Genomic DNA, 24,044 nt, shown 5'->3' with positions numbered 1-24,044 from the left:
GTCCCTCGGCCGACGTCGTCATGGGTGCCGCACCCGCATCCCGCCGCTGACACCGGTGACGACCTCAGCCCCGTTCCCGATCATGCGGATGTCTCCTCGACATCGGGACCGGGGACGAGTTCGGACCAGGGCGCGACGGTCGCGAACAGCGCGCTCATCGCGACGAGCGAGGGTGCCTTGAACCCGTCGTAGGCGGCGGTGGCGTCGCTGGCCACCGCGACGTCGAAGCCGCGTTCGAGCGCGGAGCGCACGGTGGACTCGACGCACACGTTGGTCAGGACGCCGGCGACCAGGAGTCGTTCGACTTCCAGTCCGCGCAACGCGTCTTCGAGGTCGGTGTAGAGGAAGGCGTCGTAACGGTTCTTGTCGACGACGACCTCGTCCACCGCCGGAGCGAGCCGATCGATGATCCGGGCGTCCCAGCTGCCGTGGCTGAGCATCCGCGGTTCGACGGCGAGGACCGGTGCCGCGGCCTCGCGCCACCGGGGGGACATCTCGGGCCCGCCCTCGCTGATGACGTGTCGGGTGTAGAGGACGGGCAGGCCGGACGCGCGAGCGGAGGCGAGCAGGCCCTCGGTCGCGCGGATGGCGGGCTCGGCGTCCGGCAGGCCCATCCCGGCTCGGGAGAGGGACCCTTCCGGGTGCAGGAACCCGTTCTGCATGTCGACGACGAGAACTGCCGTAGTGGACACGGGCAGGAGTCCTTTCGGAGGAAGGCGACGCGGGGTCTTCCCCGGTGGTGGTCAGAAGATCGCGACGGGGTTGCCTGCGCTGGAGGTGACCCCGACCATGCGCCACGGCAAGGCGGCGAAGAAGAACTCCCACCTGTGCTCGCCGCGGCACACCGCGGCGAGCTCGGTGAGTTCCATGTTGTCGATGAGCCAGAGGCCGAGGGCGACCAGGCCCACCGTGTGCACGGGCCGGGTGAGGTCCGGGCCGTAGCCGGACGGCTGCACGTCCTGCACGCCGTCGTTGCCCAGCACGGCGACGTCACGTTCGCGCAGGAACGGCAGGCAGCTCGCGTGCAGTCCGGCCTGCCGGGCCGCCGGGCCGACGGCGTCGGGTCCTTCGTGCAAGATCCTGGCCACGTTGCCGGTGTGCACCAGCAGAGCGTCGCCGGGCCGCACCGTGACGCCCTGACGTCGTTCCGCGGCGGTGAGGTCGTCGGGGGTGACCGGCTGGCCGCGCTCGAGCCAGTCGACGCCGTGCAGCGCCGCGATGTCCAGCAGCACGCCCCGAGTGAGGAAGCCGTGGGCGGCGTGGTGGACCGACAGCCGTCGCGCTCCGCCGAGCGAGGTGGTCTCCGAGGCGGGGAAGCCGTTGTAGTTGCGACCGTCCCACGAGTAGTGGGCCAGGCCGTCGACGTGGGTGTTCGAGCCGTGCGCGGCGATGCCGACGAACTCGGTCACCGCGTCGAACCGCAGTGGCCGCCCGAAGTGCTCCTCGACCTCGTTGGTCCCGGTGAACCGCTGCACCACGGAGTTGCCGGACGCCAGGGGGTCCGGGGCGCGGGGGTCGATGTCCCGGGAGAGCGACACCGCCCGCCCGGTGCGTATCGACGCGGCGGCCGCCGCGCGGACCTCGTCGGTGATGAGGTTCAGCGTGCCCAAGCGGTCGTCGTCGCCCCAGCGACCCCAGTTGGACAGCGAGGTGAAGAAGTCGAGCACCTCGCCCTCGGCGAGGTCCGTGCCCTCGCCGCTCATCGACGCGCCCCCCGTGGCTGCGCCGAGGCCAGCAACCGGTGCAGCCCGTCGAACAGCACACCTCGATCACCGGCGAGGGTCACGGTCCGCGAGGCGGTGGTCGCGAGCCCGTCGAACTCCCATGCCGCGTTCGCGACCACGTACTCGATGCCCGCGTCACGGCAGGCGCGAACCACGCGGTCGTGCATCTTCCGAAGCTCGTCATGGGCCACGTCACCGTCAAGACCACAAGCCATGCTCAGATCGAACGGGCCGAAAACGAGTCCGTGGACGCCCGATCGCGACGCGATGGCCTCCACGTTCTCCACCCCTTCGAGGTCCTCGATGAGCCCGAAGACCAGCACGTCGTCGTCGGCGCGCCGCCGGTCACCCGCCCAGTCGGTGGTGACGTGCCCGACTGACCGCACCGCAGGACAGGCCCCTCGCCGTCCGGCGGGCGCGTAGCGAGCCGCCGCCACCAGCGCGGACGCCTGCGCGGGCGTGCACACGTGCGCGGCCATGATCCCGGCCGCACCCAGGTCGAGGACGCGCTGGATGAACGACGGGTCGTGGTCGGCCACACGCACGATCGCGTCGATCCCGACGGCGTCCGCACCGCGGATCAACTCGCGGATCTCCGCCAGCGACAACGACCCGTGCTCCGCGTCGATCCAGGCGTAGTCGAGCCCGGCCTGCCCCGCGATCTCCACCACGTCGGGGCTGGGCAGTTGAACCGCGACCCCGTAGGCGGTGGTTCCCGCTTCCCAGGCCGCGCGGATGCGCCGAGGTCGGTTCGCCAGCATGCGTCGCTCCTGTCAATGATCATGTTCGGCGCGTCATCACCGCAGGTCGTGCCTGTGCTCGACCGTGGTGCCGACAGCGTGTCGACCACTTGACGGTAGATCCGGAACAAACGACGGACTTTCTGTATTGTCGAAACTTGTGTCCACCCCACCCCACCGCGGTGGGCGCGGAAGACCGACATGAAGCCCCAGCTCGTCCACATGCAGGTCTTCCTCGCCTTCGCGCGGACCGGCAGCGTGACCGCCGCGGCCCGTCAGCTGCACCTGGCGCCGTCCAGGGTCAGCGAGCGCGTCCGGGAACTGGAGTCCGAGCTGGGCGTCAGCCTCTTCGACCGCTCGACGCGCCCGGCGACCCTGACCGCGGCGGGCCAAGCGCTGCTGCCTCGCGCACGCGCCATCGTCGCCGAGTTCGACCTCGTCGACACGATGTTCCGCACCGCGCACGCGCCCCCCATCCGCGTGGGCGTGCGCTCGTTGCCCGCGGACTTCCGCGAATCGCTCCTCGCGCGCACCATCCGCCCCGCAGTCGGGCGGTCGTCCCTGTCGTTGCGCCCGCTGGACTCGCGCCAGCAGGTCGAGTCGCTGCGCTCCCGAGAGATCGAGCTGGGCCTGGTGTGGCACCAGCTCCGCGAGGACGAGGACCTCGAACAGCTCCCGCTGCTCGAGGAGCGCTTCGTGATCGCGCTGCCGGACACGCCGCGTTTCCACCGCCTCGATCGGGTCCGACCCGCCGACATCGTCGGACTGCGCCTGGCCACCAACATCGACCCCTGGACCTTCCCCGACGTCCTCCACCCCTACCTGGTGATGCTTCCGCTGGTGGACCAGGTCAACGCCGCGGTCGAGGACGGACTGCTGATGCTGCTGTCCGACGGGACGCACTGCTCATTCGTGCCCGCCTCCTGGCACGACCACAGCCACTTCTCGGCACCGCACGGCGAACGGGTCGTGCTGCGCCCCCTGCACGATCCCCAACCCACCATCGTCACCTACCTGACCTGGCGCCGGGACCGCCGCGACGAAACCCCGATCGACCGGGTCCTCGACCGGGCACACCGGCAGTTCCCCCAGCCCACCAGACGATGACGACGTCGTGCCCGCCAGGTCGAGCCGCAGGCGGGTCCGTCGACCGAGTGGTCCTGTCGCTGTTGCCGACCTCGAACGCGAAGTGCGCGAGTCGCGCGGGCGAACGAGATCCTGAAGGCGGCGTCGGCGTATTTCGCCTGGGAACTCGACCCCGAACCGCCGCGCTGGTCGGGATCACCGCGGCGCCGGGCCGGGAAGGGGGAATCCGCAATAACACCTCGTCCGCGAATTCACGGCGAGCGGCGCGGGCGCCGCGGCGGCAGCGGTAGGATGCAGTGCGTTCGGGTCATCCGATGCCGCGAGGTGGACGAACCTCGGGTGGCCCGTGGGACCGGGGCGGTCGTGGCTGCGCGCGACCGTCGGCACGGAGCCGGGATTCCGCACTGGAGGTCATGGTGGGCAATAGGGAGCGGATTGTGCTCGAAAGCCTCCGGCTGTTTAACGAGAACGGCTTCGACTGCGTCACCACGAACCAGATATCAAAAGAGCTGGGAATCAGTCCCGGAAACCTGTACTACCACTTCCGCAACAAGGAGGAGATTGCCTCCGAGCTGTACTCCCGGATGACCGACGAGGTGCGCGCGAATGGATCCTGGGATTCGCCGGCGACGGCCGCCGGGGTAGCTCGCGTATACGTGGTTTCTCTGGACATAATCCAGCGGTTCCGCTTCATCTTCGCGGATTCGACGACTCTGGCGCACATGAGCCCCGCCATCGCTTCGCGGCACCGGGAGTCCCTGTCGTGGGGGACCGGCCGCCTGATCGCGTTGTTCGAGGAACTGCGAGCGTCCGGGCACTTTCGGCGGCCCGATCTCGCGGCGAGCGCTGTCGCGCGCTGCGCGGCGACCACCGCGGTGGTGTTCGTCGGCTGGTGGCAGTACCTGGGAACGGTCTACGGGGAACGAGCGGCCGGGCACGACCACTTGGAAGAGGGTGCCCGTCAGGCGTTCTCGATCGTGGAGCCGCATTTGACTGACAGCTTCGCGGGCGAGGTCACGTCCGAGATCGGGCGGATCGCCGCCAGCGAGGTGATCAGCGGAGCGCGACGGGTGCGCTCTTAGCTGTCCACCATCGACAACTTCAGGCTGGTGGGGTCCGCACGGGCAACGCCGAGTGCGGCTTCCGCAGCTAGATGTCGAGCACGATGACGTCGTCGTCGGCTGCGCGGAACACGCAGGGGAAGCAGACGTCGTCGGCGCGGGTCGTGCCGACGAGGCTGTCCCCGTGGTCGGTTCGCCCGGCGATCAGGGGAGTTTCGCACGTCCCGCAGATACCGGCCCGGCAGGACCACGGTATGTCGATTCCCCGCTCTTCGAGGGCGTCCAGGACGCTCACGCCGTCGGGAACCCTGATCCTGCCGCCGGACCGATTGAGCTCGACCTCGAAACTCCCGCCCAGCTCGGTGGTGGCCGTGAAGCGCTCGGAAAGGACTCGCACGTCGTCCCGGCCCGAGAAATCGCCGGAGACCGACTCGACCAGCCCGGCCGGTCCGCAGCAGTAGAGGGCGGTTGACGCCCCGTGGATCCACTCGCTCACCACAGCGGGGACGTCCGGTCTTCCGCGCGACGCCGTCTCCCACACGGTCACCCTCTCCCGGACACCCCGGAGGTGCTCCAGGAAAGCCATTTCCTGGCGGGACGAGCCGATGTACAGCAGGTGCCAGGACGCCCCTCGCTCGGCGAGTTCGAGGGCCATGGCGAGTATCGGCGTTATCCCCACGCCGCCGGCGATCAGAACATGGTTGTCACTGGTCGGGTCGATCTCGAACGTGTTCGACGGCGGGCCTGCCGTCAGGGAGGTGCCGACCGCGGCATTGTCGTGCAGCCACCGCGCGGCTCCGTCCTCGCGATTCCTCACACCCAGTCGCCAACGATCGTCGGCCGGTCGGCCGCACAGCGACAAGGAACAGGAACCGGCAGGGGTGTGAATCGTGACGTGACTGCCGGGAGTCCAACTCGGCAGTGTGTGTTCTGAATCCGAGCTCACTTCCAGGGCCAGCACGTGACGTGCTGCGGTCCAGCTCGCTGTCACAACTACGGGAAAGCTCGGTGTTGGCAAAGAAGCCTCCTCGCCGAGAGGGAGCGGTTGACCGCCGGTTGCTCTAGAGCTTAGACTCTAGACGTCGCTGCGGCAAGAAGAGGTCACCACGCCCGTCTCGTGGCGGGTGCGTGTCCTGAACGCGGAAAGCGCAAACCGAGGATAGGAGCGCGCAAGTGACGACAACGCAGGGGAAGCAAGCCCGTGAGACAGTTCCGCAGCGTCGGCTCAGGGGGAGGGGAATACCGGCGGAAGGTGACGGGGGCGTTTTCAGTGAGACCTGGTTCCCGGTCTGCCTGAGCTCCGACGTCCCGGAGCGGGGCGTGCACGGCTGCGATTTCCTCGACGGGCGCGTGATCGTTTCACGCGATCGGCACGGGGATATCCGCGTGTTCAGCGCGTACTGCCTGCACGTGGGAGCGGACCTGTCGATCGGGCAGGTCACCGACTCCGGCAACATCCGGTGCGCGTTCCACGGCTGGGAGTACGACGGTGAGAGCGGGCGGTGTGCGCACCTCCCGTCCGGAGACCCGGTCCCGCCGCGAGCTTCGCTCTACCGGTTCCCGGCGGTGGAGCGGTACGGCGTCGTCTTCGCCTACAACGGCTCGGAGCCGCGCTTCTCGGTGCCGGACTTCGACTATCCGGAAGATTCCTTGGTGCTCAGGTCGGGAACTTTCCCCGATCGGTTCTCCGTCGACCCCTGGGTCGTCTGCGCGAACACCCCCGATCTGCTGCACGTCACCGAGTTGCATCAGTTCGAGATGCGCAACGATCCGTACGAGGAGGCCACCTGGCAGGACTACTCGGCCACCTTCCCCATGCATGCGCTGACGCCGGCCGGGGTCGTTCTCGACATTCGTCCGGAGATCCACGGGACGAACTTGTTCCACCAGAACGGAACGGTCGACGGCCGCTGGTTCGGGTGGTCCTCCTGGATGGGCATCCCGACGCCCGGTCAGACGACCGTGTTCTACACGATCTGCGCGCGACCGGAGCCGGGGGAGACGCCGGAGCGGACCAACGAGTTCCTCGACTACGTCCTGGACCTGGAGATGTCGATCGCCAGCGAGGACCTGCCGGTCTTCGCCGGTATGCACTACACCCCGGGAAACCTCACTCGTGGCGATCGAGTGCTCGCTCGCTTCTTCGAATACCTGCGGACCTATCCGCGATCGCACCCCTCCGCCGATTTCGTGAACTGACCCGATTGTCCAAGCCCAGGCGTCGTCGCGGTGGACTTCCGCCACCTCGACGCGGTGCTCGGCGGGTGCCTGTACGCACTTGTGTCGCTCGTACACGGCACCCGCCGCCCGCGCGTCAGCACGGCCAGGCGCGCGACGCCGCCGAGCCGGGCAGCGCGGTGCGCCGCAGCGCGGGCAGGGACTTGATCAGGAGGTACCCGAGCACGGCGCCCAGCGTGTTCGCGAGCAGGTCGTTGATGTCGACGCTGCGCCCGCTGCGCGCCACCACGTAGATCAGCAGCTGCGCCGCCTCGATCGAGGCGCTGACCGCCAGTGACAGCACAGCCACCCGCCCCGCGCTCGCCGCTGCCGACGACACCAGCGGGAGCAGCACGCCGAACGGCACCAGCATCACCACGTTGAGCACGAACGACGGCACGTCCGCCGTCAGCAGCGGGAACCAGTTGACCTGCTCGTACCACGCGGCCTGGTTGGCATGCGGGCCCCGCTGCACGTCGATCGGGAACAGCGTGAAGTGCACGACCCCCGCTGCGTACGCTCCGACCGCCGCCCGGAGCACCCAGTGGCGCCCCGTCCACCCCGGCCGACCGCGCACCGCACGCGCCACGAGCACCGCGCCCCACAGCGCGAGCGCGGGCACGAGCACGTACCACGACTCGATCCCCACACCCGCGTAACCGACGTCATCCCACACCTGCGGACCTCCTGACTGGACTCGACGCCAGCGTGCGCCGAAGCGCGCCGCGCGGACCTCCGTCCTCAGGCGGGTCTTGCGGGCCCACCTCCTCCTTTCGGCAGACCCTCCTGCGAGCGATCCGCCGATCGCGTCCGGTCCTTACGCTGGCCGGGTGCGGTTCTTCCTGCGAGCAGCAGTCCCTCGGCTGGCCGCCGCGTGCGCGCTGGCCGCCTTGGGCGTGGTCGACCTGTGGCTGGGCGAGTTCAGCGGTCAGGGCAACACGCGCCTGCCGTGGGCGGTGGCGATGGTGGCGGTGGCCTTGTGCGCCGGTTGGCCGGGCCCGCGCGGTCTGCCCGCGCTCGCGGCGGCGCAGGCCGCCTGCGCGGCGGGCATGTGGTGGACGACCCGCCACGACCAGACGGTGGAGATGCCCTTCACGCTGTCCGCGACCGCTGCCGCGCTGGGCGTGCTCGCCCTGCTGGTGTGGCGGGGAGAGCCCCGGTGGACGGCCCTCGCGGCTCCCGTCCTGGCGGTGTCCGTCCTGGCCCAGCCGCTGCGGGGCGACGCCGAAGACCTGCGGACGACGGTCGGGGTGCTCGTGCTGGCGCTCGGCGTCGCGGTCGCCGTGACGGCCGGTCTGGTGGCGCGCTCGGCCACCGTCGCCCGGACCCGGCAGGTGGAGCGCGCCCGCGCCGCGCAACGCGCCGAGTTCGCCCGCGACCTGCACGACTTCGTCGCCCACCACGTCGCCGGGATCGTGGTGCACGCCCAAGGCGCGGCGGCGGTCGCCCGCACCGACCCCGAACTCGTGCTGTCCGCGCTGCGGGAGATCGAGCACGCGGGCACCGAGGCGGTGGACGCCATGCGCCGCATGGTCGGCCTGCTGCGCGACGCCGCCGACGACCGGGCACCAGGGGTCGTCGAGGTGCCGACCCTGGTGGAGAGCTTCCGCCGCACGTCGGGCCTGCTGGTGGGGCTCGACGTGCGCGGTCCGTTCACCGACGTGCGCCCCGACACCTCCGCCGCGGCCTACCGCGTGGTGATGGAGGCGTTGACCAACGCGCGCAAGCACGCGCACGGTGCCAGCGCCGTCGAGGTGTCGGTCCACCGCACCGGCGGCCACCTCGAAGTCCGCGTGATCGACAACGGCCGTCCCGCTCCCGAGCACTCCGGCGGGTTCGGTCTGCGCGGCCTGCGCGAACGCGTCGTCGCGGCCGGTGGCACCCTGTCCGCGGGGCCGGCCCCGCGCGAGGGCTGGGCGGTCGAGGCCAGCCTGCCGGTCGGGGAGGACGCATGACGATCACCGTCCTCATCGCCGACGACCAGGCGATGGTCCGCACCGGCTTCCGCATGATCCTCTCCGCCGAACCGGACATCGAGGTCGTGGGCGAGGCCGTCGACGGCGTGCAGGCCGTGGCGCTGGCGCGGGACATCGCACCGGACGTCGTGCTGATGGACCTCAGGATGCCCCGCATGGACGGCCTGACGGCGCTGCGCCGGATCAGCGGCCCGAAGGTCGTCGTGGTCACCACCTTCGACGACGACGAGCACGTGCGCGAAGCCCTGCGCCACGGGGCGTCCGGTTTCGTGCTCAAGACCTCGGGCGCGGCCCTGCTGGTGGAGGCGATCCGCGCCGCGGCCTCGGGCGAGGCGCTGGTGAGCCCGGCGATCACCGTGCGCCTGCTCCGGCAACTGGCGGGCCGACGCCCCGAGCCCCGCGACATGCCGCTCTCCCGCCGGGAACTGGACGTGGTGCTGCTGGTGGCACGCGGTCGCACGAACGCCGAGGTGGCGCACGCCCTGCACGTCACGGTGGGCACGGTCAAGACGCACTTGGCGGCCGTCCAGGCGAAGCTGGGCGCCCGCAACCGCGTGGAGATCGCCGCCTGGGCGTGGGAATCGGGTCTCCTCGACGCCGAGGGATGAGGCAGGCCGTCGCTGGTGATCCGCCTCGACGCCGACCTCACGCGCGAGCCCTCGCGCTCGTGGCGAGTTGTCCGCGACGACGATTTCTCAAGCGGCACGAGGCCGGGACCGGCTCAGTACTGCTGTTCGCACCGGAGATCTCCCCAACGGCCGGTGGCGATGTCCTCCCTGGTGCCCACGACCAGGTTCAGCGTGTACAGCCGGTGGTCGACGGCGTTCCCGTCCAGCTGGGCCAGCAGCACCAGGCCGTCCTGGTCGGGTGGCACCTGCCACTGGTTGGAGAAGCCGCCGATCTGCGCGACGGCGTGGGGTGCTGATTCGCCGTGAACGCCGGCCACGATCGCTTTCACGAGGTTCTCCACCGCCTCGTCCCGGTCGGAACCTCCGGCTCGGAACGCCTCCACCGCCGGTGCGGCGCGCCAGTCGTGGTCGATGGTCGGTCCGGGCACGGCGTACAGCGGGTGCGACTCGTAGGGCGCGTTCTGCGCGGCGTCCACCCCCTCCGGCCACGGGCGCTCCTCGGTCGGGACGCCGGCGGGGACGTGGAGGACGACGGAGTCCTCCGGCTCGTAGACGAAGGTGGTGAAGAACAGCAGCTGCCCGTCCGGCGGCAGGCCGATGTCGAGGTGGTGGCGGGCCAAGGCGGCGCAGTCGACTTCCAGCACGAAGGGAACCGTCCCGTTCGGCCACCCGACGCCCTCCGGCAGCCGGGGCAGTCCTCCCGCCCGCGCGGCAGGCCGGGTGCCCGCCCGGCCTGCCTCCGGCAGGTCCTCGTACCGCACCAGCAGGACGCAAGGCCGCAACAGCCCCGCCAACTCCCGTGCCACCTCATCGGGGACACCGTGTTCCCCGGCCAGTTCCGCGACGGTGTGCTCGTCGATCGGCGTCATCCCGCGATCGTGCCACCAGTCGGAGACGGTGCCGCGATCGGTCCACGGTCACCGAACCGCCGCTCGGCTGTCCAGTGGCGCTGACCTCCTGTCGGACCTCCGGTATGTCCAAAGTGGACCACGACCGCCGACCTCAACGGCACGTCCGGACCGGTCGCGTCGCGGCTCTCGACCAACCGCATCAGCGCACATGCGGGCGAGCGCACGTCGGCTCAGGCAGCGGCGGTTACGCTGGGCCGGTGACCACTGCGGAGATCGACTGGGGCGGGCAGCGCGAGGGTGGTGCGACGGAGGCCGAACTCGCCTTCGCGATGTCGTTGAACGGGTTGGTCCCCGGACTGGATTACTGGCTGCACGCCGATGACGACGGCACCCCCTGGCTCCTGGTGTCCCTGGACTCGATCGAGGACCGCGCTGTGCGCGACACCTTGCGCCTGGACTTCGACGAGCGCGGCATTCGCGGCGGCTGGAGTCCGTCCTGCCTCAACTGGGACGGTGGGGTGAGGGCTGAGGAAGCCCTGATCGACCTGTCGGGACCAGACGGTCTGGTCCACCCGGCGGACGGGTCGTCCGTCGAAGACCTCGCCCGCCGCGCCGCCGAGTGGTTCACCGCGCCGAAGAGGGGACGGTGGGCCGACCACCCGGCACCGTGAACCGAGTCCGGTCATCACCGATCCACGGTGTCCTCCCATGCCGCGCTCGGACCGGTCGGGCATCGGGTGCGGGAGCGGAGCGTCGCGTACAGCGCGTGGGGCAAGGGGGTGGCGGGTCCTGGCACCGGATGTCGGACACGGGGTTGTCCGGCGTGGGCAGCGCAGCCGGCATCGGTAGCAGGCGCGGTGCAGAGCACCCGTCGCCGTGCTCAGCGCGCTGACGTCCGGTCGTCGTACTCCCGCTGCGCGGCCATGACTTCGCCGCTGTGCTCGACGGTCCAGGTGTACAGGCACAGGAACGGCTCGCGGAACGACGCGCCCAGCGGTGTGAGGGAGTACTCCACGCCGACCGGTGAGGTTTCGAGCACCCGGCGCTGGATCAGGCCGTTGCGCTCCAGCCTGCGCAGGGTCTGGGTCAGCACCCGTTGCGTCACGCCGTCGAGCTGCCGCTTGATCTCGTTGAACCGCGTCGGCTGTTCCAGGACCGCCAGCGCCATCATCGACCACTTGTCGGCGACCTGGTCGAGGATCGGGCGGCTCGGGCAGTCGACGTTGAATCGCGGGGCGTCGGTGGGCGTCGGGGTCGGCGTAGTGGTGTCCACGGGGATCCTTAGTGCTCGAAAAGTGCGTTATTGATCATTCTTGGCGCTCGGACCAGGGTGGGTATGCGTTGCAAACCTACCTGCTCATCGACAACCTAGGGGCACCCGTGGACCCGAACGCGCACAAGACGCTGAGTGTCGGCATCGACGCCGGAGTCGCGTGGATCACGCTGGACAACCCTCCCGTCAACGTTCTGAGCGCGACCCTGATCCGTGAACTGCACGAGGTGCTCGGCGCGCTGCGCGAGGAGAGTTCGGTCCGCGTCGTCGTGTTCTCCAGCGCGAACCCGGAGTTCTTCCTCGCTCACGTCGACATCCACATCCTCGAGGAGATGGACGGACTGCGGGAGATCGCCGACCGGAATCCCGACGCCAACCTGTTCCAGGGCGTCGGCGAGCTGCTGCGCCACCAGCCGCAGGTCACGATCGTCAAGCTGGCGGGCAAGGCCCGTGCGGGCGGTGCCGAGTTCGTCGCGGCGGCCGACATGGCCTTCGCCGCCCGCGAGACCGCGGGCTTGGGCCAGAGCGAGGTGCTGATGGGCATCGTCCCCGGTGGCGGGGGAACGCAGTACCTGCGCGAGCGGGTCGGGCGCAACCGCGCTCTCGAACTGCTGCTCACCGCGGACCTGGTGGACGCCGACACCGCCGCCGCCTACGGCTGGATCAACCGCGCGGTGCCCGCGGCCGAACTCGACGCGGTCGTCGACGAGGTGGCGCGGAAGATCGCCGCGCTCCCGCCGGAGATCATCGCCGCGGCGAAGAGGCTCGTCCCGCCGACGGATCTGGCGGATGGCCTGAAGGCCGAGCACGACGCGTGGGCCGAACTGGTGAGCGGAAGCCTGCCCGCGCAACTCATGACGCGCGCCCTGGAGCAGGGCGCGCAGACCCCGGAGGGCGAACGCGACCTGGAGTCGGTCATGCGCGGCATCGCCGCCACCCTCTAGCGCCATCCACATCAGGACGATTGAGGAACCCGGAACGATGAAGGCAGCTTTCTTCGACACCAACGGCCCCGCGAAGACCGTGCTGCGGGTGCTCGACGTCGCGCGACCGGAACCCGGTCCCGGCCAGGTGCGCGTTCGCGTCGCGCTCTCCGCGATCAACCCCGGCGACATGTGGATGAGGACGAACTCGTCACCCGAGGACTTCGGACCTGTCGGCGAGCTCCGCGGCCGCATTCCGCACCAGGACGGCACGGGTGAGATCGACGCGGTCGGCACCGATGTCGACCCGAGTCGGATCGGCGAGCGCGTGTGGATCTGGATGGCGGGCTCGGGCACCCCGTGGGGAACCGCCGCCGAGTGGACCGTGGTGCCCTCCGAACAAGCTGTCCGGCTGCCGGAGGGGGCCTCCGACGAACTGGGCGCCGGTCTTGGCATCCCGGCGATGACCGCGCACCGGTGCCTGCACGCCGACGGATCGCCGAAGGACCGCGCGGTGCTCGTCGCGGCAGGCGCGGGCGCCGTCGGCCATTACGCGATCGAACTCGGCAAGATCGCCGGGGCTCGAGTCGTGACCACCGTCAGCGGAGCTGAGAAGGCGGCACTGGCCCGTGCGGCAGGCGCGGATCTCGTCGTGAACTACCGCGACGCCGACGCCGCGCGGCAGATCCTCGACGGTGTCGGACCCGTCGACCGGATCATCGAGGTCGCGCTGACCGACAACCTCGACCTGGACCTCGCCGTCGCCGCGCCGGGGGCGACGATCGTGACCTACGCGGCGCAGCCGGTGGACCCGACGCTGCCGGTGTTCCGGCTGTTGTGGCCGAACCTCGTGCTGAGGTTCGTGCTGTTCCTCACCACGCCACGGGACGCGCTGCTGCGCGCGGCGGCCGAGATCACCTCGGCGCTGGAGCAGGACCTGCTCTCACCTCTGCCCGTGCACTCCTTCGGCCTCGACGACGTGGCGGCCGCGCACGAAGCGGTGGAGAGCGGTGTCACCGGCAAGGTCGTGCTCGACCTGCGCTGACGAGCGGCGACTGCTCGGTCACCGCGATCCGGTCATGGACGATGCCCGGCCACACCGATGGGCACACGGTTTGTGCGATCCACGCGGGCGTCGGGCATCGTCCCCGTGCGGAAGCCCCACCTCGACGCCGGGTGAGGTTGGAAGCGGCTCACGCACACCCCGACCGGGTCCGGGTTACCCGAGTTCGACGGTTGTGCGGTCATGTGGCTCTCCGCACGGGCACGAGAACGCCTCCGGTGGCCTCTGTGACCGCGTGCTCCGTGATGGTCGCGCCGTGCTCAGGGCACGGCGCGCGACAGCGGTGAGCCGGCTCCACACCGACAACGGATCGTCTGTGATCTCGGTCCTGGCGTAGAGCCACACGCCACGCACAGCGATGCGCGCTGCCGTCGCCCAGGCACGCTGCTTCGCGTGCAGCACCAGTAACTGCGCCAACAGCAGCAACTCGGCGCGGGGCCCGATGTGCGCACGACTGACCTCGATCCCGCGCCGGAGAATGCGCTCCGCCTTCTCCAGTTCGCCCAGACGCACGTGGAAGCGTGCCCAGGTGCTGTCGAGGACCGCCGACCCGACGCTCACCTCCCCGAGCCGGGCGAACGTCTCGCTGGCGGTGATCAGGTGGTGCGCCGCTTCGCTGACGGCGCCGCGTTCCACCAGCAACTCGGCGATCCGCTGGTGGTAGAAGCCGTGACCGTGGAGGAAGTCGTCCGACAGCTCCTCGGCCCGCACGTAGAACCGGATGGCGAGCACGTGATCGCCGTCATCGGCGGCGAGGCGACCCAGGTAGTGCAGGGCCGTGGCCACCGGCTGATCGGTGGGCCCGCCGCTACCGCCGTCCCGCCATCGCGAGACGACCGCCTCGAGCAAGCAGCGGCTCCGGGCCGGGGCGGTGTAGTAGTACAAGACGCCGGTCGTCACCTCGACATCGGTGGCGTGGCGCTTCGCCGCTCCGGTGGCCAGTACCTCGCGGCACAGCGACAACTGCTTGCGCGCCGCCCGGTACTGGCTGGTGTCGATCCGGTACTTGGCCAAGGTCAGCCGAGCGGCGACCAGTTCGTCCGGGGTCGTGGCGGTGTCGACGGCGCGTTCGATGAACCCGCGCCTGCGGGCGGTGCCGTTGCTCAACCGCGCCTGGAACCGCGCGGCGGACAGCAGCAGGGCCGACGTGGCCGCACCGCGCTCGTGCAGGACGTCGATCAGCGCCAGCGCGTTGGTGAGGAACTCCCGGTGCTCGCTGAATCCGGTGCCCGAGCCGGTGGTGAAGAAGGTGCTGAAGGAGAGTTCGACCAGACCGGCGAGGACATGCGATTCGACTGCCTCGGGTGCGACCAGCGCTCCGCGCAGCAGCGTGGCCAGTCGCGGCACGTTCTCACTGCGTCGGTAATCGTCGGAATTCGCCACGGCGTCGACGATCTTCTCCGGGAACCGCTGCCGGGCACGGGCGGCGAACTGCGACTGCCACTTCGACCGACCGGGGACTTCGACGTCCACGTTCAAGCCCCCTGACGCTGCCACGCCAGCGGGCAGGTGTACTCGTAGAGCAAGCTGTGCACGGAGTAGCGGCGGTTGCGGTCCGAGGGGCGCACCAGGCTCAGCCTGCACGCCGTCTCCAGCAGGCTCTCGAAGCGGTCGTCACTGGCCACGCCGCTCTCGGCGCGGAGTTCGTGGTAGGTCAGCGAGTCGCCCCGCCCGCTCGCGCAGAACGAGAACAGCAGTCCGACCGCGTCCTCCTGGGAGAATCGCGCGCTCAACTCGTCCAGCGATCGGTCGAACAGCCACGTGCGCACACGCCCCCCGAGCTTGCCGTCGGCCACCGAGCGCAACTCCGAGATGACTCGCTCCAGCGACCGCCCGGTGACGATGAAGCGCCGCGTGATCAGCTTGATCAAGAACGGGTTGCCCTCGGTGATCCCGAAGACGGGTGCGAGGTCCTCGTCCTGTGCGGTGCCCAGGTCCGACCCGGTGTCGGCAGCCAGCAGGCGAACCAGGTCATAGGTCTGCGCGGGCGTCAGGGGAACGATCCTGAAGTCGCGGACATCGGTCCCCTCGTCGACGACGGCCCAACGGCTGGTCACGACGACCACGTGCGGATGCCGCAAACCCAGTGCGCCGAGCCGTTCGAAGACGCGGTCGGCGGCGTGGACGACCTCCAGGTTGTCGACCACCACCAGCGCGCGCGTATCAGCGGGCGCACCGGCCAGGTAGTCGGTCAACTCCTGCTCCCACAGCGCCTGGTTCGGGGAGAGGGGGCAGTTCAGTTGAGCGGCGATCATGCGCAGCACGTCGTGCCAGTAGATCGAGTCGACGGAGGCGTCGCCCTGGCCGGCGTTGGAGAAGCGCGTGTTCTTGGCCGACGCCCACACCACGTGGGTGAAGTGCTCGCTGGTCGCCACCTGTTGCACGGCGGCGTGCGTGATGGCCGTCTTGCCCAGTCCTCCCGCTCCGGAGACGCTGATCGCGGCGGTGGAGGTGGAATTGGCGATCGCACGGGCGAGCTCGGCGACGACTTCCTGGACGTGCACGAGTTCCTGCGGTTCGACCAAGGCGTGCGATTGCCACGTCGACAACGATCTGTGGGGATCACCTGGTGAGCTTTCCGCCGGCGGTCGTGCCCGAGGAGGCGCGGGCGTGTGTAAATGCACTTGTTCGATGTGCCCCGCCTGCACCGAACCACCGATGTTGTCGACCACGTTGTTGCCGGTCGTGTGCTCGTGGGGAGCTGAACGCCGAGCCGCCCAGCGGCGCAGGGAGTTCCACATGGGGGCATCATCGCGCGGTGAACGCGCCGTTGGTGGGAGCCGTCCGGGTGGATGCTCCGTTCAGGTCAAGGACCTGGATCATCCCGCGTGGTCCCGGACTTGGCGCGGATCTCTCGGAGCTCGGATCTCGAGGTACTGCCAGCACTTGGACGCGGTGTCGCTGCGCGGCTCTCCGCGATCATGGAAAAGTGTACTTGCAGGTACATTTTCGCGGACATAGCTTCGGCCGCATGAGAGCGGTAGTGGTCAGCGAAGCGGGAGGACCGGAAGTGCTGCGGCTGCGGGAGCGGCCGACACCTCGTCCGGGCCCTGGAGAAGTACTGGTGGACATCCGGGTGGCAGGCGTGAACTTCTTCGACGTCGGTGTCCGCCGGGACCGGTTGGCCGAGGTGCCGGGCATGGAGGGCGCCGGCGTGGTGGTGGAGACGGGCGAGGGCGTGCACGAGTTCGCCCAGGGGGATCGGGTCGCGTGGCTGACGGCCGACACCCATGCCAGCTACGCGGAGCGGATCGTGCTCCCCGTCGCCAACGTCGTCGCGGTACCCGACGCCATCGACGACGAGACAGCCGCGGCTGTGCTGTTGCAGGGCCTGACCGCGCACCACCACTCCACTGTCTGCCACCCGGTGCGGCCAGGGGACATCACGCTCGTGCACGCTGCCGCCGGTGGCGTGGGGCTGCTGCTCACCCAGTTGATCAAGGCTCGTGGCGGTACCGTGATCGGTCTCGTGTCGCGGTCGGAGAAAGTCGAGATCGCCACGGCTGCCGGTGCCGATCACGTCCTGGTCTCCACGGGTGACGCGTTCGTCGAGCGGGTGCTGGAGCTGACCGGTGGCGAGGGGGTGCACGCGGTGTTCGACGGCGCGGGTGGGCCGACGTTCTCCGCATCACTTCAGGTATTGCGCACGCACGGCACCATGGTGTTCTACGGGCCGCTGATCGGTGATGTGCCGACCATCGCCATGAACGAGATCCCACGCAGCACCCGCCTGACCTACGGCACGCTCCCCGACCACATCCGCACTCGCGAGGAGCTCACCGCGCACGCGGCTGAGCTGTTCGGGATGGTCGAGAGGGGAGAGCTGGTCGTCCGGATCGGCGGCCGCTACCCGCTGGCCGAGGCGGCGAAGGCCCACGCGGACATCGAATCGCGCACGACGACCGGGAAACTTCTGCTGTTCCCGTGACCGGTTCCCGCAGGGGCAACGGAGTGGTGTGAGCGCGGTCACGAAGATCCCGGCAACCAGATCGGCGGTCGAGGACTGGGGAAGAGGTGAAGCACCACGCACGAGTGGTGCGCCTACTGCCAGGAGAGTGATCAGTGCGAGCACGATTCATCGCTGCGGCAACCCTCGGTCTGACGGTGGTCGCCGGTCCCGCGATCGCCTTCGCGAGTGCCGGAACGCAGAGCACGCCGGTTCCCTCGCCGACGCACCAGCTTCCGGCGGAGCCCGTGCAGCGGCCTGCCGAGCCGGTCCAGCGGCCTGCCGAGGGCGACGAGGCGGACCCCGCGAACACCACGCAGCTCCCCGCACAGCCGGTGCCCGGTCTCTGACCGGAGCCGCGAGGAGCATTCCCCATGCTGTCCACTCCGGACGACGCGGAGTTCAGCCGCTGCGACAGCGAACACGTGGCGTCGTTGACGACGACCGCGTACCTGCTGTGCGGTGACCGTCATCGGGCGGAGGACCTGGTTCAATCCACGTTCCTCGCGCTCTACTTGGCGTGGGACCGGGTGGACGGACGCGAGCGGCTGGGCAACTACCTGCGCACTCTGCTGCTGCGCAAGTACGTTGCCCAGCGCCGTGCCTCGTGGTGGCGGCGTGAGCGCACCGCCTCCGAGCTGCCGGACGTGCCCGCGCCGCCGCAGGACAAGGGGGAGGACCAGATGGTGCTCTGGCCCGCGATGGCGGCGTTGTCCGCCAAGCAGCGCGCGGTGCTGGTGGCCCGGTTCTGGCTGGACCTCGGAGTGGACGACGCCGCGCGAGCGCTGGGCTGTTCCCCGGGCACGGTCAAGAGCCAGACGGCCTCACGGTGCGGCTGTCGTCCGCTCCGGTCGAACCCGCCACACCCCCACACCCGACGACGACCACGTCCGCACCCACCGGACAGCGCCCGGCGTCGCCCGTCAACCCCGCACCGCAAGGCCGGTGACAGTTCTGTGCTCCCCTGGAACGGAGTCCGTGCGGGCCCGACGTGATCAGCCGCGATCGGGAGCGGGCTCGCTCGACCGGGCCCGCCTGCCCGCGAGGACGCCGTCGAGACGGGAGCCGACTTCAGCGCAGTTGGCGCGGACCACGTCCAGGAACGCGGCGAGCACCGGGGAGTCGTCGGCCGCGCGGAAGGACAATTGCAGGTCCGGCAGGCGCAAGCGCGGGGCGACGTCGCAGAACCAGATGTCCTTGCGGCTCGCCAGCCGCATCCGGGACGGGCCGAGGCCCACGCCGACGGCGCAGGCCGCGAGGCCGGTGATCGTGTGGATGTCGCGCGACAACGTGGCGGTGTCCAGCGCCGTCGCGTCGACGCCGAACAGGCCGCGCAGGTGGGCGGCCACGGCCGGTTCCTGCTCGGGCGCCGCCACGATCAGCCGCTCGGCGGCCAGTTGCTCGAGCCGGATCTCCGCGCGGCCCGCGAAGGGGTGCCCGACACCGACGACGGCGACCAGGTGGTCGGCGCCGATCGGGACGGTCACCAGACCTTCCACGCCCGCGCCGCGAGGGGCGCCGCGGCTGACCGCGACGTCGAGCTCGCCCGCGACCAGGGCCGCGGCCGACTCCGGGCTGCTCATCTCCCGCAGGTCGAGCCGCACGTCCGGCAGGGTCCGGCGGAACCGGCCCAGCACCCCCGGCAGCGGGTCGAGCAGGGCCGAGCCGATGAAGCCCATCCGCAGCCTGCCGGTTTCACCGCGCGCCGCGCGACTCGCCTCGACCGCCGCGGCCGTCATCTCGCAGAGCGCCCGCCGGGCCCTGGCGAGGAACGCGACGCCCGCAGCGGTGGGGAACACCCCGCGGGGGGTGCGGTCGAACAACCGCTCGCCGATCTCGCGTTCGACCGCCGCGATCTGCGCCGACAGCGGCGGCTGGGAGATCCCGAGGGACGCGGCCGCGCGGCCGAAGTGCTGGTGCTCGGCGAGCGCCAAGGCGTACCGGAGGTGACGCGACTCCATACTCTGAAGATATCGCGTGCGGGTTATCGAGATATGAAGGTGGATGACCGATGCCGAGGCGCGGTGCAGTGGAGCTCGTACCGCACTCCCTCCGAGAGGTCGTCATGAGCGCAACCACCGCCTGCGTCTTCGTCCACGGTGCCTGGCACTCCTCGTCGCACTGGGCCGCGACCCAGCGAGCGCTGGCCGCCCACGGCGTGCCCAGCGTGGCCGTGGACCTGCCGGGGCACGGCGTGGCCGCGCCGATGCCGTCGGGGTACTTGCGCCAGGGGCAGCCCGGCTTGGCCACCGAACCCTCCGCGCTGACCGGGCTCACCACCGGCGTGCTCGTCGACGCGCTGGTCGCCGAGCTGGCCGAGGTGCGACGCCGGTTCGCACGGGTGGTCCTCGTCGCCCACAGCGCGGGTGGCGGCCCGGCGTCGGCCGCCCTGCAACGGCAGCCGGACCTGGCCGAGCACGTGGTGTACCTGTCGGCGTTCGTGCCCGCGGGCAGGCCGCGCTTCATCGACTACGTCAGCGCGCCGGAGAACGCCGACGCCGCGCCTTTGCCCTACTCCGGTGATCCCGACGTGATCGGTGCGCTCCGGATCAACCCGCTCTCGTCCGACCCCGCCGAGGTGGAGGCCATCCGGCGGGCGTTGCTGAACGACTGGCCCGCGGACCGGCCCGGCTGGCGCCTCGCCCTCCACCCCGACGAACCCCTGGTGTCGCTGCTCGGGGAGTTCGCGGTCACCGCGGGGCGATGGGGCCGGGTTGCCCGCAGCTACATCCGGCTCGGCGACGACCTCGCCCTGCCACCGGCCACCCAGGACCTGATGATCGCCGAGGCGGACCGGATGGCACCGGACTCCCCGTTCGCGGTGTTCTCCCTGCCCGGCGGCCATTCGCCATTCCTGACCCGGCCCGACGAGCTCGCCGAGCTCGTCGGGCGGATCGCGAAGCAGGCATGAGGCCCGCCGCGCAAGCGGTGTTGCTGTCGGGGACGTTCGTGCAGCTGATGAGTGTCACCGTCATGCAGTTGGCCGTCCCGCGCATCCGCCACGACCTCGCCGCCTGCTCGGGCGCGGGGCAGCTCGCGCTGGCGGGCTACACGCTGACCTACGCCTGCGTGTTGATCACCGCCGCCCGGCTCGGGGACCGGTTCGGCTACCGGCGGCTGTTCGTGATCGGCACGACCGTGTTCACCGCGGCGTCGTTGGCCGCGGCCGCCGCGCCGGACGTGGGGACGCTCGTGGTCGCCAGGCTGGTGCAGGGGGCGGGCAGCGGCTTGGTGGCACCGCAGGTGTTGTCGCTGATCCAGACCGCGGTGGCCGCCGACCGGCGGGCGGGCGTGCTGGGCCGCTACGGAGCGACGATGGCCGTGGCGTCGCTGGCCGGTCCGCTGTGCTGCGGCGTCCTGCTGCACCTCGACCCGTTCGGATCCGGCTGGCGGGTGGCACTGGCCTTGCCGGTGCCGGTCGGGCTCGCCGCGCTGGCCGCGATCCGGCTCCTGCCCGAGGGACGCGGACCGGCGGGAGCCGGCCGGGTGGACCCCGTCGGCGCCGTCTCGTCCCTGACCGGACTGGTGCTGCTCGTGCTGCCGCTGACTCTCGGCCAGGACGCGGGTTGGCCCGTGTGGACCTGGCTGAGCCTGGTGCTGGCCGTGGGGCTGCTCGTCGCCTTCGGCGCGTCACAGCGGCGAGCGCGGCACCCGCTCGTGCGGCCCGAAGCCCTGACGGCGGCGACGACCCGCTGGGGCATCGGCGCGGTGCTGCTGTTCAACGCGGGCATCCCGTCGTTCAGCCTGCTGCTGTCCCTGCACCTGCAGGGCGCGCTGAACCGCGAACCGCTGGTGACCGCGTTGACGGTCGCGCCGTACGCGGTCGGCGCCCTGCTGGGCAGCCGGGTCGCCGAAGCCGCGGCGTGCCGGTTCGGCGCCGCCGCCCTCACTGCCGCGTCCGGAGGGCTCGCCGTGGTGTCGTTGCTGGTCATTCCGGCGCTGTCCGGTTCGGCGCCGGTCCTGTGGGTGGTGCTGGGCGCGGGCGGGTTCGCGTTCGGCGTCTTCACCGCGTCGGCGTTCTCCCTGGTGCTGCGGCGAGTGCCCGCGCACGCGGCCAGTTCGGTGTCGGGGCTGCTGCCCACCGCGCAGCAGCTCGGCGGCACGTTGGGGGTGGCCCTGGCCGGAGCCGTCTACACGGTGGGGGCGATGGGCGCGGCGATGGTCTACGAGGCCGTCGTGTTCCTGCTCGCCGCGGCGTCCACGGCCCGCCTGCACCGGCGGTGTCCCACCGTTGAAATCCGACGGTCGTATCGTCGGACCCGACGAGCACCGCTTGGTCGCGAGCAGGAGCGGCATGGACAAGAGCTTGGGCGACAACCTCGTTGAAGCGCGCTATCGGGCCTACCTCGACTGCCTCAACGAGCGACGGTTCGAGGGTCTCGCCCGTTCGTGCACGACCCCGTCGTCCACAACGATCGACGGCTGGCGCTGACGGAGTTCCAGGACCTGCTGCGGCGCGATGTCGTGGAGATGCCGGATCTCCACCACCAGGCCGACCTCCTGGTGGTGACCGCAGACCTGGTGGCGTGCCGATCCTCTTCGAATGCACGCCGAAGTCCTTCCGGGGGATGCCCGGATCGGGCAAGGAGGTCTCGTGCGCCGAACACGTCTTCTCCCGGTACCGGGAGGGTCGCATCGCGCGCGTCTGGTCCGTGATCGACGTGGCGGCGATCCGCGATCACCGCGTTTCGGCCCTGGGCAGCATCCGGATCGCTCCCTCGGCGATGGCGTCCAGCACCGCGCGGTCGACGCCGCCCTTCCCGATCGCCTCCATCCCGCGCGTGACGGCCAGCAGGACGCCCGCCAGTTGCTCCGGGTCGGCGCTCGGGTCGATACCGCCTTCCGCCTGAGCGGCGCGGACGCAGTCGACGATGGCTTCGTGCAGCGCGAGGTAGGCCGCACGTGTGCGTTGTTGGACGTCCTCATCGGTTCCGGCGAGCTCGGCGGTGCTCTTGGCGAGCATGCAGCCCCTGGTGTCGTCCGCGAACGCCGCGGCCGTGTTCCGCATCAGCGCCTCGAGCCTGTCGGTGGCCGGGCCCTCGCCCCGCAGCGCGACGCGAAACGCGTCGATCGACTGGCCGCAGTAGTCGTCGAAGGCCCGGAGGAACAAAGCGTGCTTGTCGCCGAAGGCCCCGTAGAGGCTGGCCCTGGCGAGGCCCGTCGCGGTCATGAGGTCGTCGATCGAGGTCGCGGCGTAACCCTTGTCCCAGAACTGGTCCCTCGCCGCCCGGACCGCGTCCTGCTCGACGAACTTGCGCGGCCGTCCCATCTTCGCCATGGCCCCATCTTATTGACGGAACGGTCCCGATGTCGGGTCCGGTTCGCGGCTGGGATGACGGGGCCGCCGCCCTGGCGCGCCACGGCGGGCGGAACGGCGGACGGGTGGACCGGGTCGAGTCCTCATGCTCCGTCTTTGCGGCGGCGAGGAGCGGCCGAGCGGGGCGGCGTCGAGCGCATGTGCTCGCGCACCGGTGCCAGCAAACCGGCGAGGGTCTTGACGTCGTCGCGCGACAGCGGTTCGAACAGCAGGCCGCTGACCACCTCGATGTGGCCCGGCAGCACCTTCGCCAGCAGTGCCCGTCCGGCATCGGTGATGGTGACCGTGACGCTCCGCTCGTCGTCCGGGGAAGGGGCGCGCACGACCAGCCCCGCCTTCTCGAGCAGACCCGCCTGGTAGGTCAGGCCGCTGCGGCTGTAGACGACACCGTCGGCCAGGTCGGTCATGCGGTGGCTGCCCGTCGGCGAGTCCCCGAGGCGGGCCAGCAGTTGGAACTGCACATAGCTGAGATCGCCCGACTCGCGCAACTGCTGCTCGACCGCGTGTCGGAGCAGGCTGGTCACCTCGATGAGGTCGAAGTAGGCACCGAGCTGCACGGGGTCGAGCGACGGCGAATCGGACATGACCCCAGTGTACTGCTTCGAATTCGAACATCGCGCTGTGCCGGGTGGGGTTTCGCGGGTGTCGGTGCGGGCGGTGTCGGGCGTGAGCGGGCACCGCGCGTTGTGGTGACCGGCACACCTTGCTTCGAATTCGAAGCTGATGTACTGTCGCCGACAGGTGCTTCGACTTCGAAGCAAAAGACGAGAGTGAGAGTCCGATGAAGGCAGTGCGTTTCCACGACTACGGCACCCCCGAGGTCCTGCGCTACGAAGACGTCGAGCAGCCCGTTCCCGGTGCCGGGCAGGTTCGGGTCCGCGTGACGAGCACGTCGTTCAACCCCGTCGACGGCAACATCCGCGGCGGTTTCATGCGGGGCCCCATCCCCGTGACGCTGCCGCACACCCCCGGTTTCGACGTCGCGGGCACGGTCGACGCGCTGGGCGAGGGCGTCGAGGGCCTCGCGGTCGGGGATCGGGTCGTCGGGTTCCTGCCGATGACGGAGGACGGTGCGGCGGCGGAGTACGTGCTCGCACCGGCCCGGGTGCTGACGCCTGCGCCGAAGCGCGTCCCGCTGGCCGACGCCGCCGCGCTGCCGTCGGTGGGCCTGACCGCGTGGCAGGCGCTGTTCGACCACGGCGGGCTGGCGGCCGGGCAGCGCGTGCTGATCAACGGCG

At 70.6% G+C, this 24,044-nt stretch carries 25 protein-coding genes and 1 pseudogene; 14 read left to right on the top strand and 12 right to left on the bottom strand.

Translation table 11 applies throughout. The features are described from left to right. Positions 1–80: 80 nt before the first annotated feature. Genes IEZ00_RS26880 through IEZ00_RS26870 form a run of 3 tightly spaced genes read right to left on the bottom strand, consistent with a single transcriptional unit; the run spans position 81 to position 2,485 of the window. Positions 81–692: a cysteine hydrolase family protein gene (locus IEZ00_RS26880; RefSeq protein ID WP_189226130.1), complete on the bottom strand. Its 612-nt coding sequence runs from the start codon at positions 690–692 to the stop codon at positions 81–83. 51 nt (positions 693–743) lie between these two features. Continuing rightward, positions 744–1,703 (bottom strand): cyclase family protein, encoded by a 960-nt coding sequence (locus IEZ00_RS26875; protein WP_189226129.1) that lies wholly within the window; start codon positions 1,701–1,703, stop codon positions 744–746. Continuing rightward, positions 1,700–2,485 carry an HpcH/HpaI aldolase family protein gene (locus IEZ00_RS26870; protein ID WP_189226128.1) on the bottom strand — a complete coding sequence of 262 codons (786 nt, stop codon included), beginning with the start codon at positions 2,483–2,485 and terminating at the stop codon, positions 1,700–1,702. The genes IEZ00_RS26875 and IEZ00_RS26870 overlap by 4 nt, the downstream gene beginning before the upstream one ends. A gap of 180 nt (positions 2,486–2,665) precedes the next feature. On the opposite strand from IEZ00_RS26870, the gene IEZ00_RS26865 reads away from it, so the two are divergent. Both IEZ00_RS26865 and IEZ00_RS26860 read left to right on the top strand, forming a co-directional pair. Beyond that, positions 2,666–3,571 (top strand): LysR family transcriptional regulator, encoded by a 906-nt coding sequence (locus IEZ00_RS26865; RefSeq protein ID WP_189226127.1) that lies wholly within the window; start codon positions 2,666–2,668, stop codon positions 3,569–3,571. A 416-nt stretch (positions 3,572–3,987) separates the two neighbouring features. Continuing rightward, positions 3,988–4,632 carry a TetR/AcrR family transcriptional regulator gene (locus tag IEZ00_RS26860; protein ID WP_189226126.1) on the top strand — a complete coding sequence of 215 codons (645 nt, stop codon included), beginning with the start codon at positions 3,988–3,990 and terminating at the stop codon, positions 4,630–4,632. A gap of 67 nt (positions 4,633–4,699) precedes the next feature. Here the strand turns inward: IEZ00_RS26860 and IEZ00_RS26855 are convergent, their stop codons facing one another. Next, complete coding sequence (locus IEZ00_RS26855) at positions 4,700–5,428, bottom strand: flavin reductase family protein (RefSeq protein ID WP_189226125.1); 729 nt, start codon at positions 5,426–5,428, stop codon at positions 4,700–4,702. A gap of 356 nt (positions 5,429–5,784) precedes the next feature. Between IEZ00_RS26855 and IEZ00_RS26850 the strand changes: the two genes are divergently transcribed. Continuing rightward, positions 5,785–6,810: an aromatic ring-hydroxylating oxygenase subunit alpha gene (locus tag IEZ00_RS26850; RefSeq protein WP_189226124.1), complete on the top strand. Its 1,026-nt coding sequence runs from the start codon at positions 5,785–5,787 to the stop codon at positions 6,808–6,810. A gap of 115 nt (positions 6,811–6,925) precedes the next feature. Here IEZ00_RS26850 and IEZ00_RS26845 read toward each other — a convergent pair whose 3' ends face one another. Beyond that, positions 6,926–7,504, bottom strand: a complete 579-nt coding sequence (locus IEZ00_RS26845) for a VanZ family protein (protein WP_189226123.1) — start codon at positions 7,502–7,504, stop codon at positions 6,926–6,928. A gap of 154 nt (positions 7,505–7,658) precedes the next feature. Between IEZ00_RS26845 and IEZ00_RS26840 the strand changes: the two genes are divergently transcribed. Together IEZ00_RS26840 and IEZ00_RS26835 are read left to right on the top strand one after the other, a co-directional pair. Then, complete coding sequence (locus IEZ00_RS26840; protein WP_189226122.1) at positions 7,659–8,783, top strand: sensor histidine kinase; 1,125 nt, start codon at positions 7,659–7,661, stop codon at positions 8,781–8,783. Continuing rightward, positions 8,780–9,412, top strand: coding sequence for a response regulator (locus IEZ00_RS26835; protein WP_189226121.1), 633 nt, complete (start codon positions 8,780–8,782; stop codon positions 9,410–9,412). The genes IEZ00_RS26840 and IEZ00_RS26835 overlap by 4 nt, the downstream gene beginning before the upstream one ends. Positions 9,413–9,525: 113 nt before the next feature. On the opposite strand, the gene IEZ00_RS26830 is transcribed toward IEZ00_RS26835, so the two are convergent. Next, the gene (locus IEZ00_RS26830) at positions 9,526–10,302 is read right to left on the bottom strand and encodes a DUF1963 domain-containing protein (RefSeq protein WP_229796124.1); all 777 of its coding nucleotides are present in this window, start codon (positions 10,300–10,302) and stop codon (positions 9,526–9,528) included. A 239-nt stretch (positions 10,303–10,541) separates the two neighbouring features. Here IEZ00_RS26830 and IEZ00_RS26825 point away from each other — a divergent pair, with 239 nt between their 5' ends. After that, complete coding sequence (locus IEZ00_RS26825) at positions 10,542–10,955, top strand: hypothetical protein (RefSeq protein WP_189226120.1); 414 nt, start codon at positions 10,542–10,544, stop codon at positions 10,953–10,955. 209 nt (positions 10,956–11,164) lie between these two features. Here the strand turns inward: IEZ00_RS26825 and IEZ00_RS26820 are convergent, their stop codons facing one another. After that, on the bottom strand, positions 11,165–11,557 hold the full coding sequence (locus tag IEZ00_RS26820; RefSeq protein ID WP_189226119.1) for a winged helix-turn-helix transcriptional regulator: 393 nt from the start codon (positions 11,555–11,557) through the stop codon (positions 11,165–11,167). Positions 11,558–11,568: 11 nt separating this feature from the next. On the opposite strand from IEZ00_RS26820, the gene IEZ00_RS26815 reads away from it, so the two are divergent. After that, entirely contained in the window at positions 11,569–12,501 is a 933-nt protein-coding gene (locus tag IEZ00_RS26815; protein WP_229796123.1) for an enoyl-CoA hydratase/isomerase family protein, read from the top strand. 37 nt (positions 12,502–12,538) lie between these two features. Continuing rightward, entirely contained in the window at positions 12,539–13,525 is a 987-nt protein-coding gene (locus IEZ00_RS26810) for an NADPH:quinone reductase (protein ID WP_189226118.1), read from the top strand. Between the two features lie 174 nt (positions 13,526–13,699). Here IEZ00_RS26810 and IEZ00_RS26805 read toward each other — a convergent pair whose 3' ends face one another. Next, positions 13,700–15,022, bottom strand: a complete 1,323-nt coding sequence (locus IEZ00_RS26805; RefSeq protein ID WP_189226117.1) for a hypothetical protein — start codon at positions 15,020–15,022, stop codon at positions 13,700–13,702. Beyond that, a complete protein-coding gene (locus IEZ00_RS26800; RefSeq protein WP_189226116.1) occupies positions 15,019–16,284 on the bottom strand; it encodes an NB-ARC domain-containing protein in 1,266 nt (421 codons plus the stop codon). Before IEZ00_RS26800 ends, IEZ00_RS26805 begins: the two co-directional genes overlap by 4 nt. A 230-nt stretch (positions 16,285–16,514) precedes the next feature. Between IEZ00_RS26800 and IEZ00_RS26795 the strand changes: the two genes are divergently transcribed. Both IEZ00_RS26795 and IEZ00_RS26790 read left to right on the top strand, forming a co-directional pair. Then, positions 16,515–17,471, top strand: coding sequence for a quinone oxidoreductase family protein (locus tag IEZ00_RS26795; protein ID WP_189226230.1), 957 nt, complete (start codon positions 16,515–16,517; stop codon positions 17,469–17,471). A 392-nt stretch (positions 17,472–17,863) separates the two neighbouring features. Continuing rightward, the gene (locus IEZ00_RS26790; RefSeq protein WP_189226115.1) at positions 17,864–18,484 is read left to right on the top strand and encodes a sigma-70 family RNA polymerase sigma factor; all 621 of its coding nucleotides are present in this window, start codon (positions 17,864–17,866) and stop codon (positions 18,482–18,484) included. Here IEZ00_RS26790 and IEZ00_RS26785 read toward each other — a convergent pair whose 3' ends face one another. Then, positions 18,485–19,450 carry a LysR family transcriptional regulator gene (locus tag IEZ00_RS26785; RefSeq protein ID WP_189226114.1) on the bottom strand — a complete coding sequence of 322 codons (966 nt, stop codon included), beginning with the start codon at positions 19,448–19,450 and terminating at the stop codon, positions 18,485–18,487. It abuts the gene before it with no gap. A gap of 104 nt (positions 19,451–19,554) precedes the next feature. Here IEZ00_RS26785 and IEZ00_RS26780 point away from each other — a divergent pair, with 104 nt between their 5' ends. The 3 genes and pseudogenes from IEZ00_RS26780 to IEZ00_RS38175 form a co-directional block, all read left to right on the top strand. Next, positions 19,555–20,400: an alpha/beta fold hydrolase gene (locus IEZ00_RS26780; RefSeq protein ID WP_189226113.1), complete on the top strand. Its 846-nt coding sequence runs from the start codon at positions 19,555–19,557 to the stop codon at positions 20,398–20,400. Further along, the gene (locus tag IEZ00_RS26775; protein ID WP_229796122.1) at positions 20,397–21,815 is read left to right on the top strand and encodes an MFS transporter; all 1,419 of its coding nucleotides are present in this window, start codon (positions 20,397–20,399) and stop codon (positions 21,813–21,815) included. The genes IEZ00_RS26780 and IEZ00_RS26775 overlap by 4 nt, the downstream gene beginning before the upstream one ends. A gap of 200 nt (positions 21,816–22,015) precedes the next feature. After that, positions 22,016–22,150, top strand: a pseudogene (locus IEZ00_RS38175) (ester cyclase); the annotation flags it as partial. A 17-nt stretch (positions 22,151–22,167) separates the two neighbouring features. On the opposite strand, the gene IEZ00_RS26765 reads toward IEZ00_RS38175, so the two are convergent. Continuing rightward, a complete protein-coding gene (locus IEZ00_RS26765) occupies positions 22,168–22,767 on the bottom strand; it encodes a TetR/AcrR family transcriptional regulator (RefSeq protein WP_229796121.1) in 600 nt (199 codons plus the stop codon). Positions 22,768–22,889: 122 nt separating this feature from the next. Beyond that, a complete protein-coding gene (locus tag IEZ00_RS26760) occupies positions 22,890–23,390 on the bottom strand; it encodes a MarR family winged helix-turn-helix transcriptional regulator (RefSeq protein WP_189226112.1) in 501 nt (166 codons plus the stop codon). A gap of 197 nt (positions 23,391–23,587) precedes the next feature. On the opposite strand from IEZ00_RS26760, the gene IEZ00_RS26755 reads away from it, so the two are divergent. Then, on the top strand, positions 23,588–24,044 hold a 457-nt coding region (locus tag IEZ00_RS26755; protein WP_189226111.1), incomplete at its 3' end, for an NADP-dependent oxidoreductase.

It is taken from the genome of Saccharothrix coeruleofusca (assembly GCF_014648515.1).
GTDB lineage: Bacteria > Actinomycetota > Actinomycetes > Mycobacteriales > Pseudonocardiaceae > Actinosynnema > Actinosynnema coeruleofuscum.
This window is presented reverse-complemented; position numbering and strand designations above follow the sequence as displayed.

Coding starts and splice junctions, on each gene's coding strand:
- IEZ00_RS26875 (WP_189226129.1), bottom strand. CDS start 1,703: ATGAGCGGCGAGGGCACGGACCTCGCCGAGGGCGAGGTGCTCGACTTC.
- IEZ00_RS26870 (WP_189226128.1), bottom strand. CDS start 2,485: ATGCTGGCGAACCGACCTCGGCGCATCCGCGCGGCCTGGGAAGCGGGA.
- IEZ00_RS26865 (WP_189226127.1), top strand. CDS start 2,666: ATGAAGCCCCAGCTCGTCCACATGCAGGTCTTCCTCGCCTTCGCGCGG.
- IEZ00_RS26835 (WP_189226121.1), top strand. CDS start 8,780: ATGACGATCACCGTCCTCATCGCCGACGACCAGGCGATGGTCCGCACC.
- IEZ00_RS26830 (WP_229796124.1), bottom strand. CDS start 10,302: ATGACGCCGATCGACGAGCACACCGTCGCGGAACTGGCCGGGGAACAC.
- IEZ00_RS26810 (WP_189226118.1), top strand. CDS start 12,539: ATGAAGGCAGCTTTCTTCGACACCAACGGCCCCGCGAAGACCGTGCTG.
- IEZ00_RS26800 (WP_189226116.1), bottom strand. CDS start 16,284: ATGTGGAACTCCCTGCGCCGCTGGGCGGCTCGGCGTTCAGCTCCCCAC.
- IEZ00_RS26795 (WP_189226230.1), top strand. CDS start 16,515: ATGAGAGCGGTAGTGGTCAGCGAAGCGGGAGGACCGGAAGTGCTGCGG.
- IEZ00_RS26790 (WP_189226115.1), top strand. CDS start 17,864: ATGCTGTCCACTCCGGACGACGCGGAGTTCAGCCGCTGCGACAGCGAA.
- IEZ00_RS26785 (WP_189226114.1), bottom strand. CDS start 19,450: ATGGAGTCGCGTCACCTCCGGTACGCCTTGGCGCTCGCCGAGCACCAG.
- IEZ00_RS26780 (WP_189226113.1), top strand. CDS start 19,555: ATGAGCGCAACCACCGCCTGCGTCTTCGTCCACGGTGCCTGGCACTCC.
- IEZ00_RS26775 (WP_229796122.1), top strand. CDS start 20,397: ATGAGGCCCGCCGCGCAAGCGGTGTTGCTGTCGGGGACGTTCGTGCAG.
- IEZ00_RS26765 (WP_229796121.1), bottom strand. CDS start 22,767: ATGGCGAAGATGGGACGGCCGCGCAAGTTCGTCGAGCAGGACGCGGTC.
- IEZ00_RS26760 (WP_189226112.1), bottom strand. CDS start 23,390: ATGTCCGATTCGCCGTCGCTCGACCCCGTGCAGCTCGGTGCCTACTTC.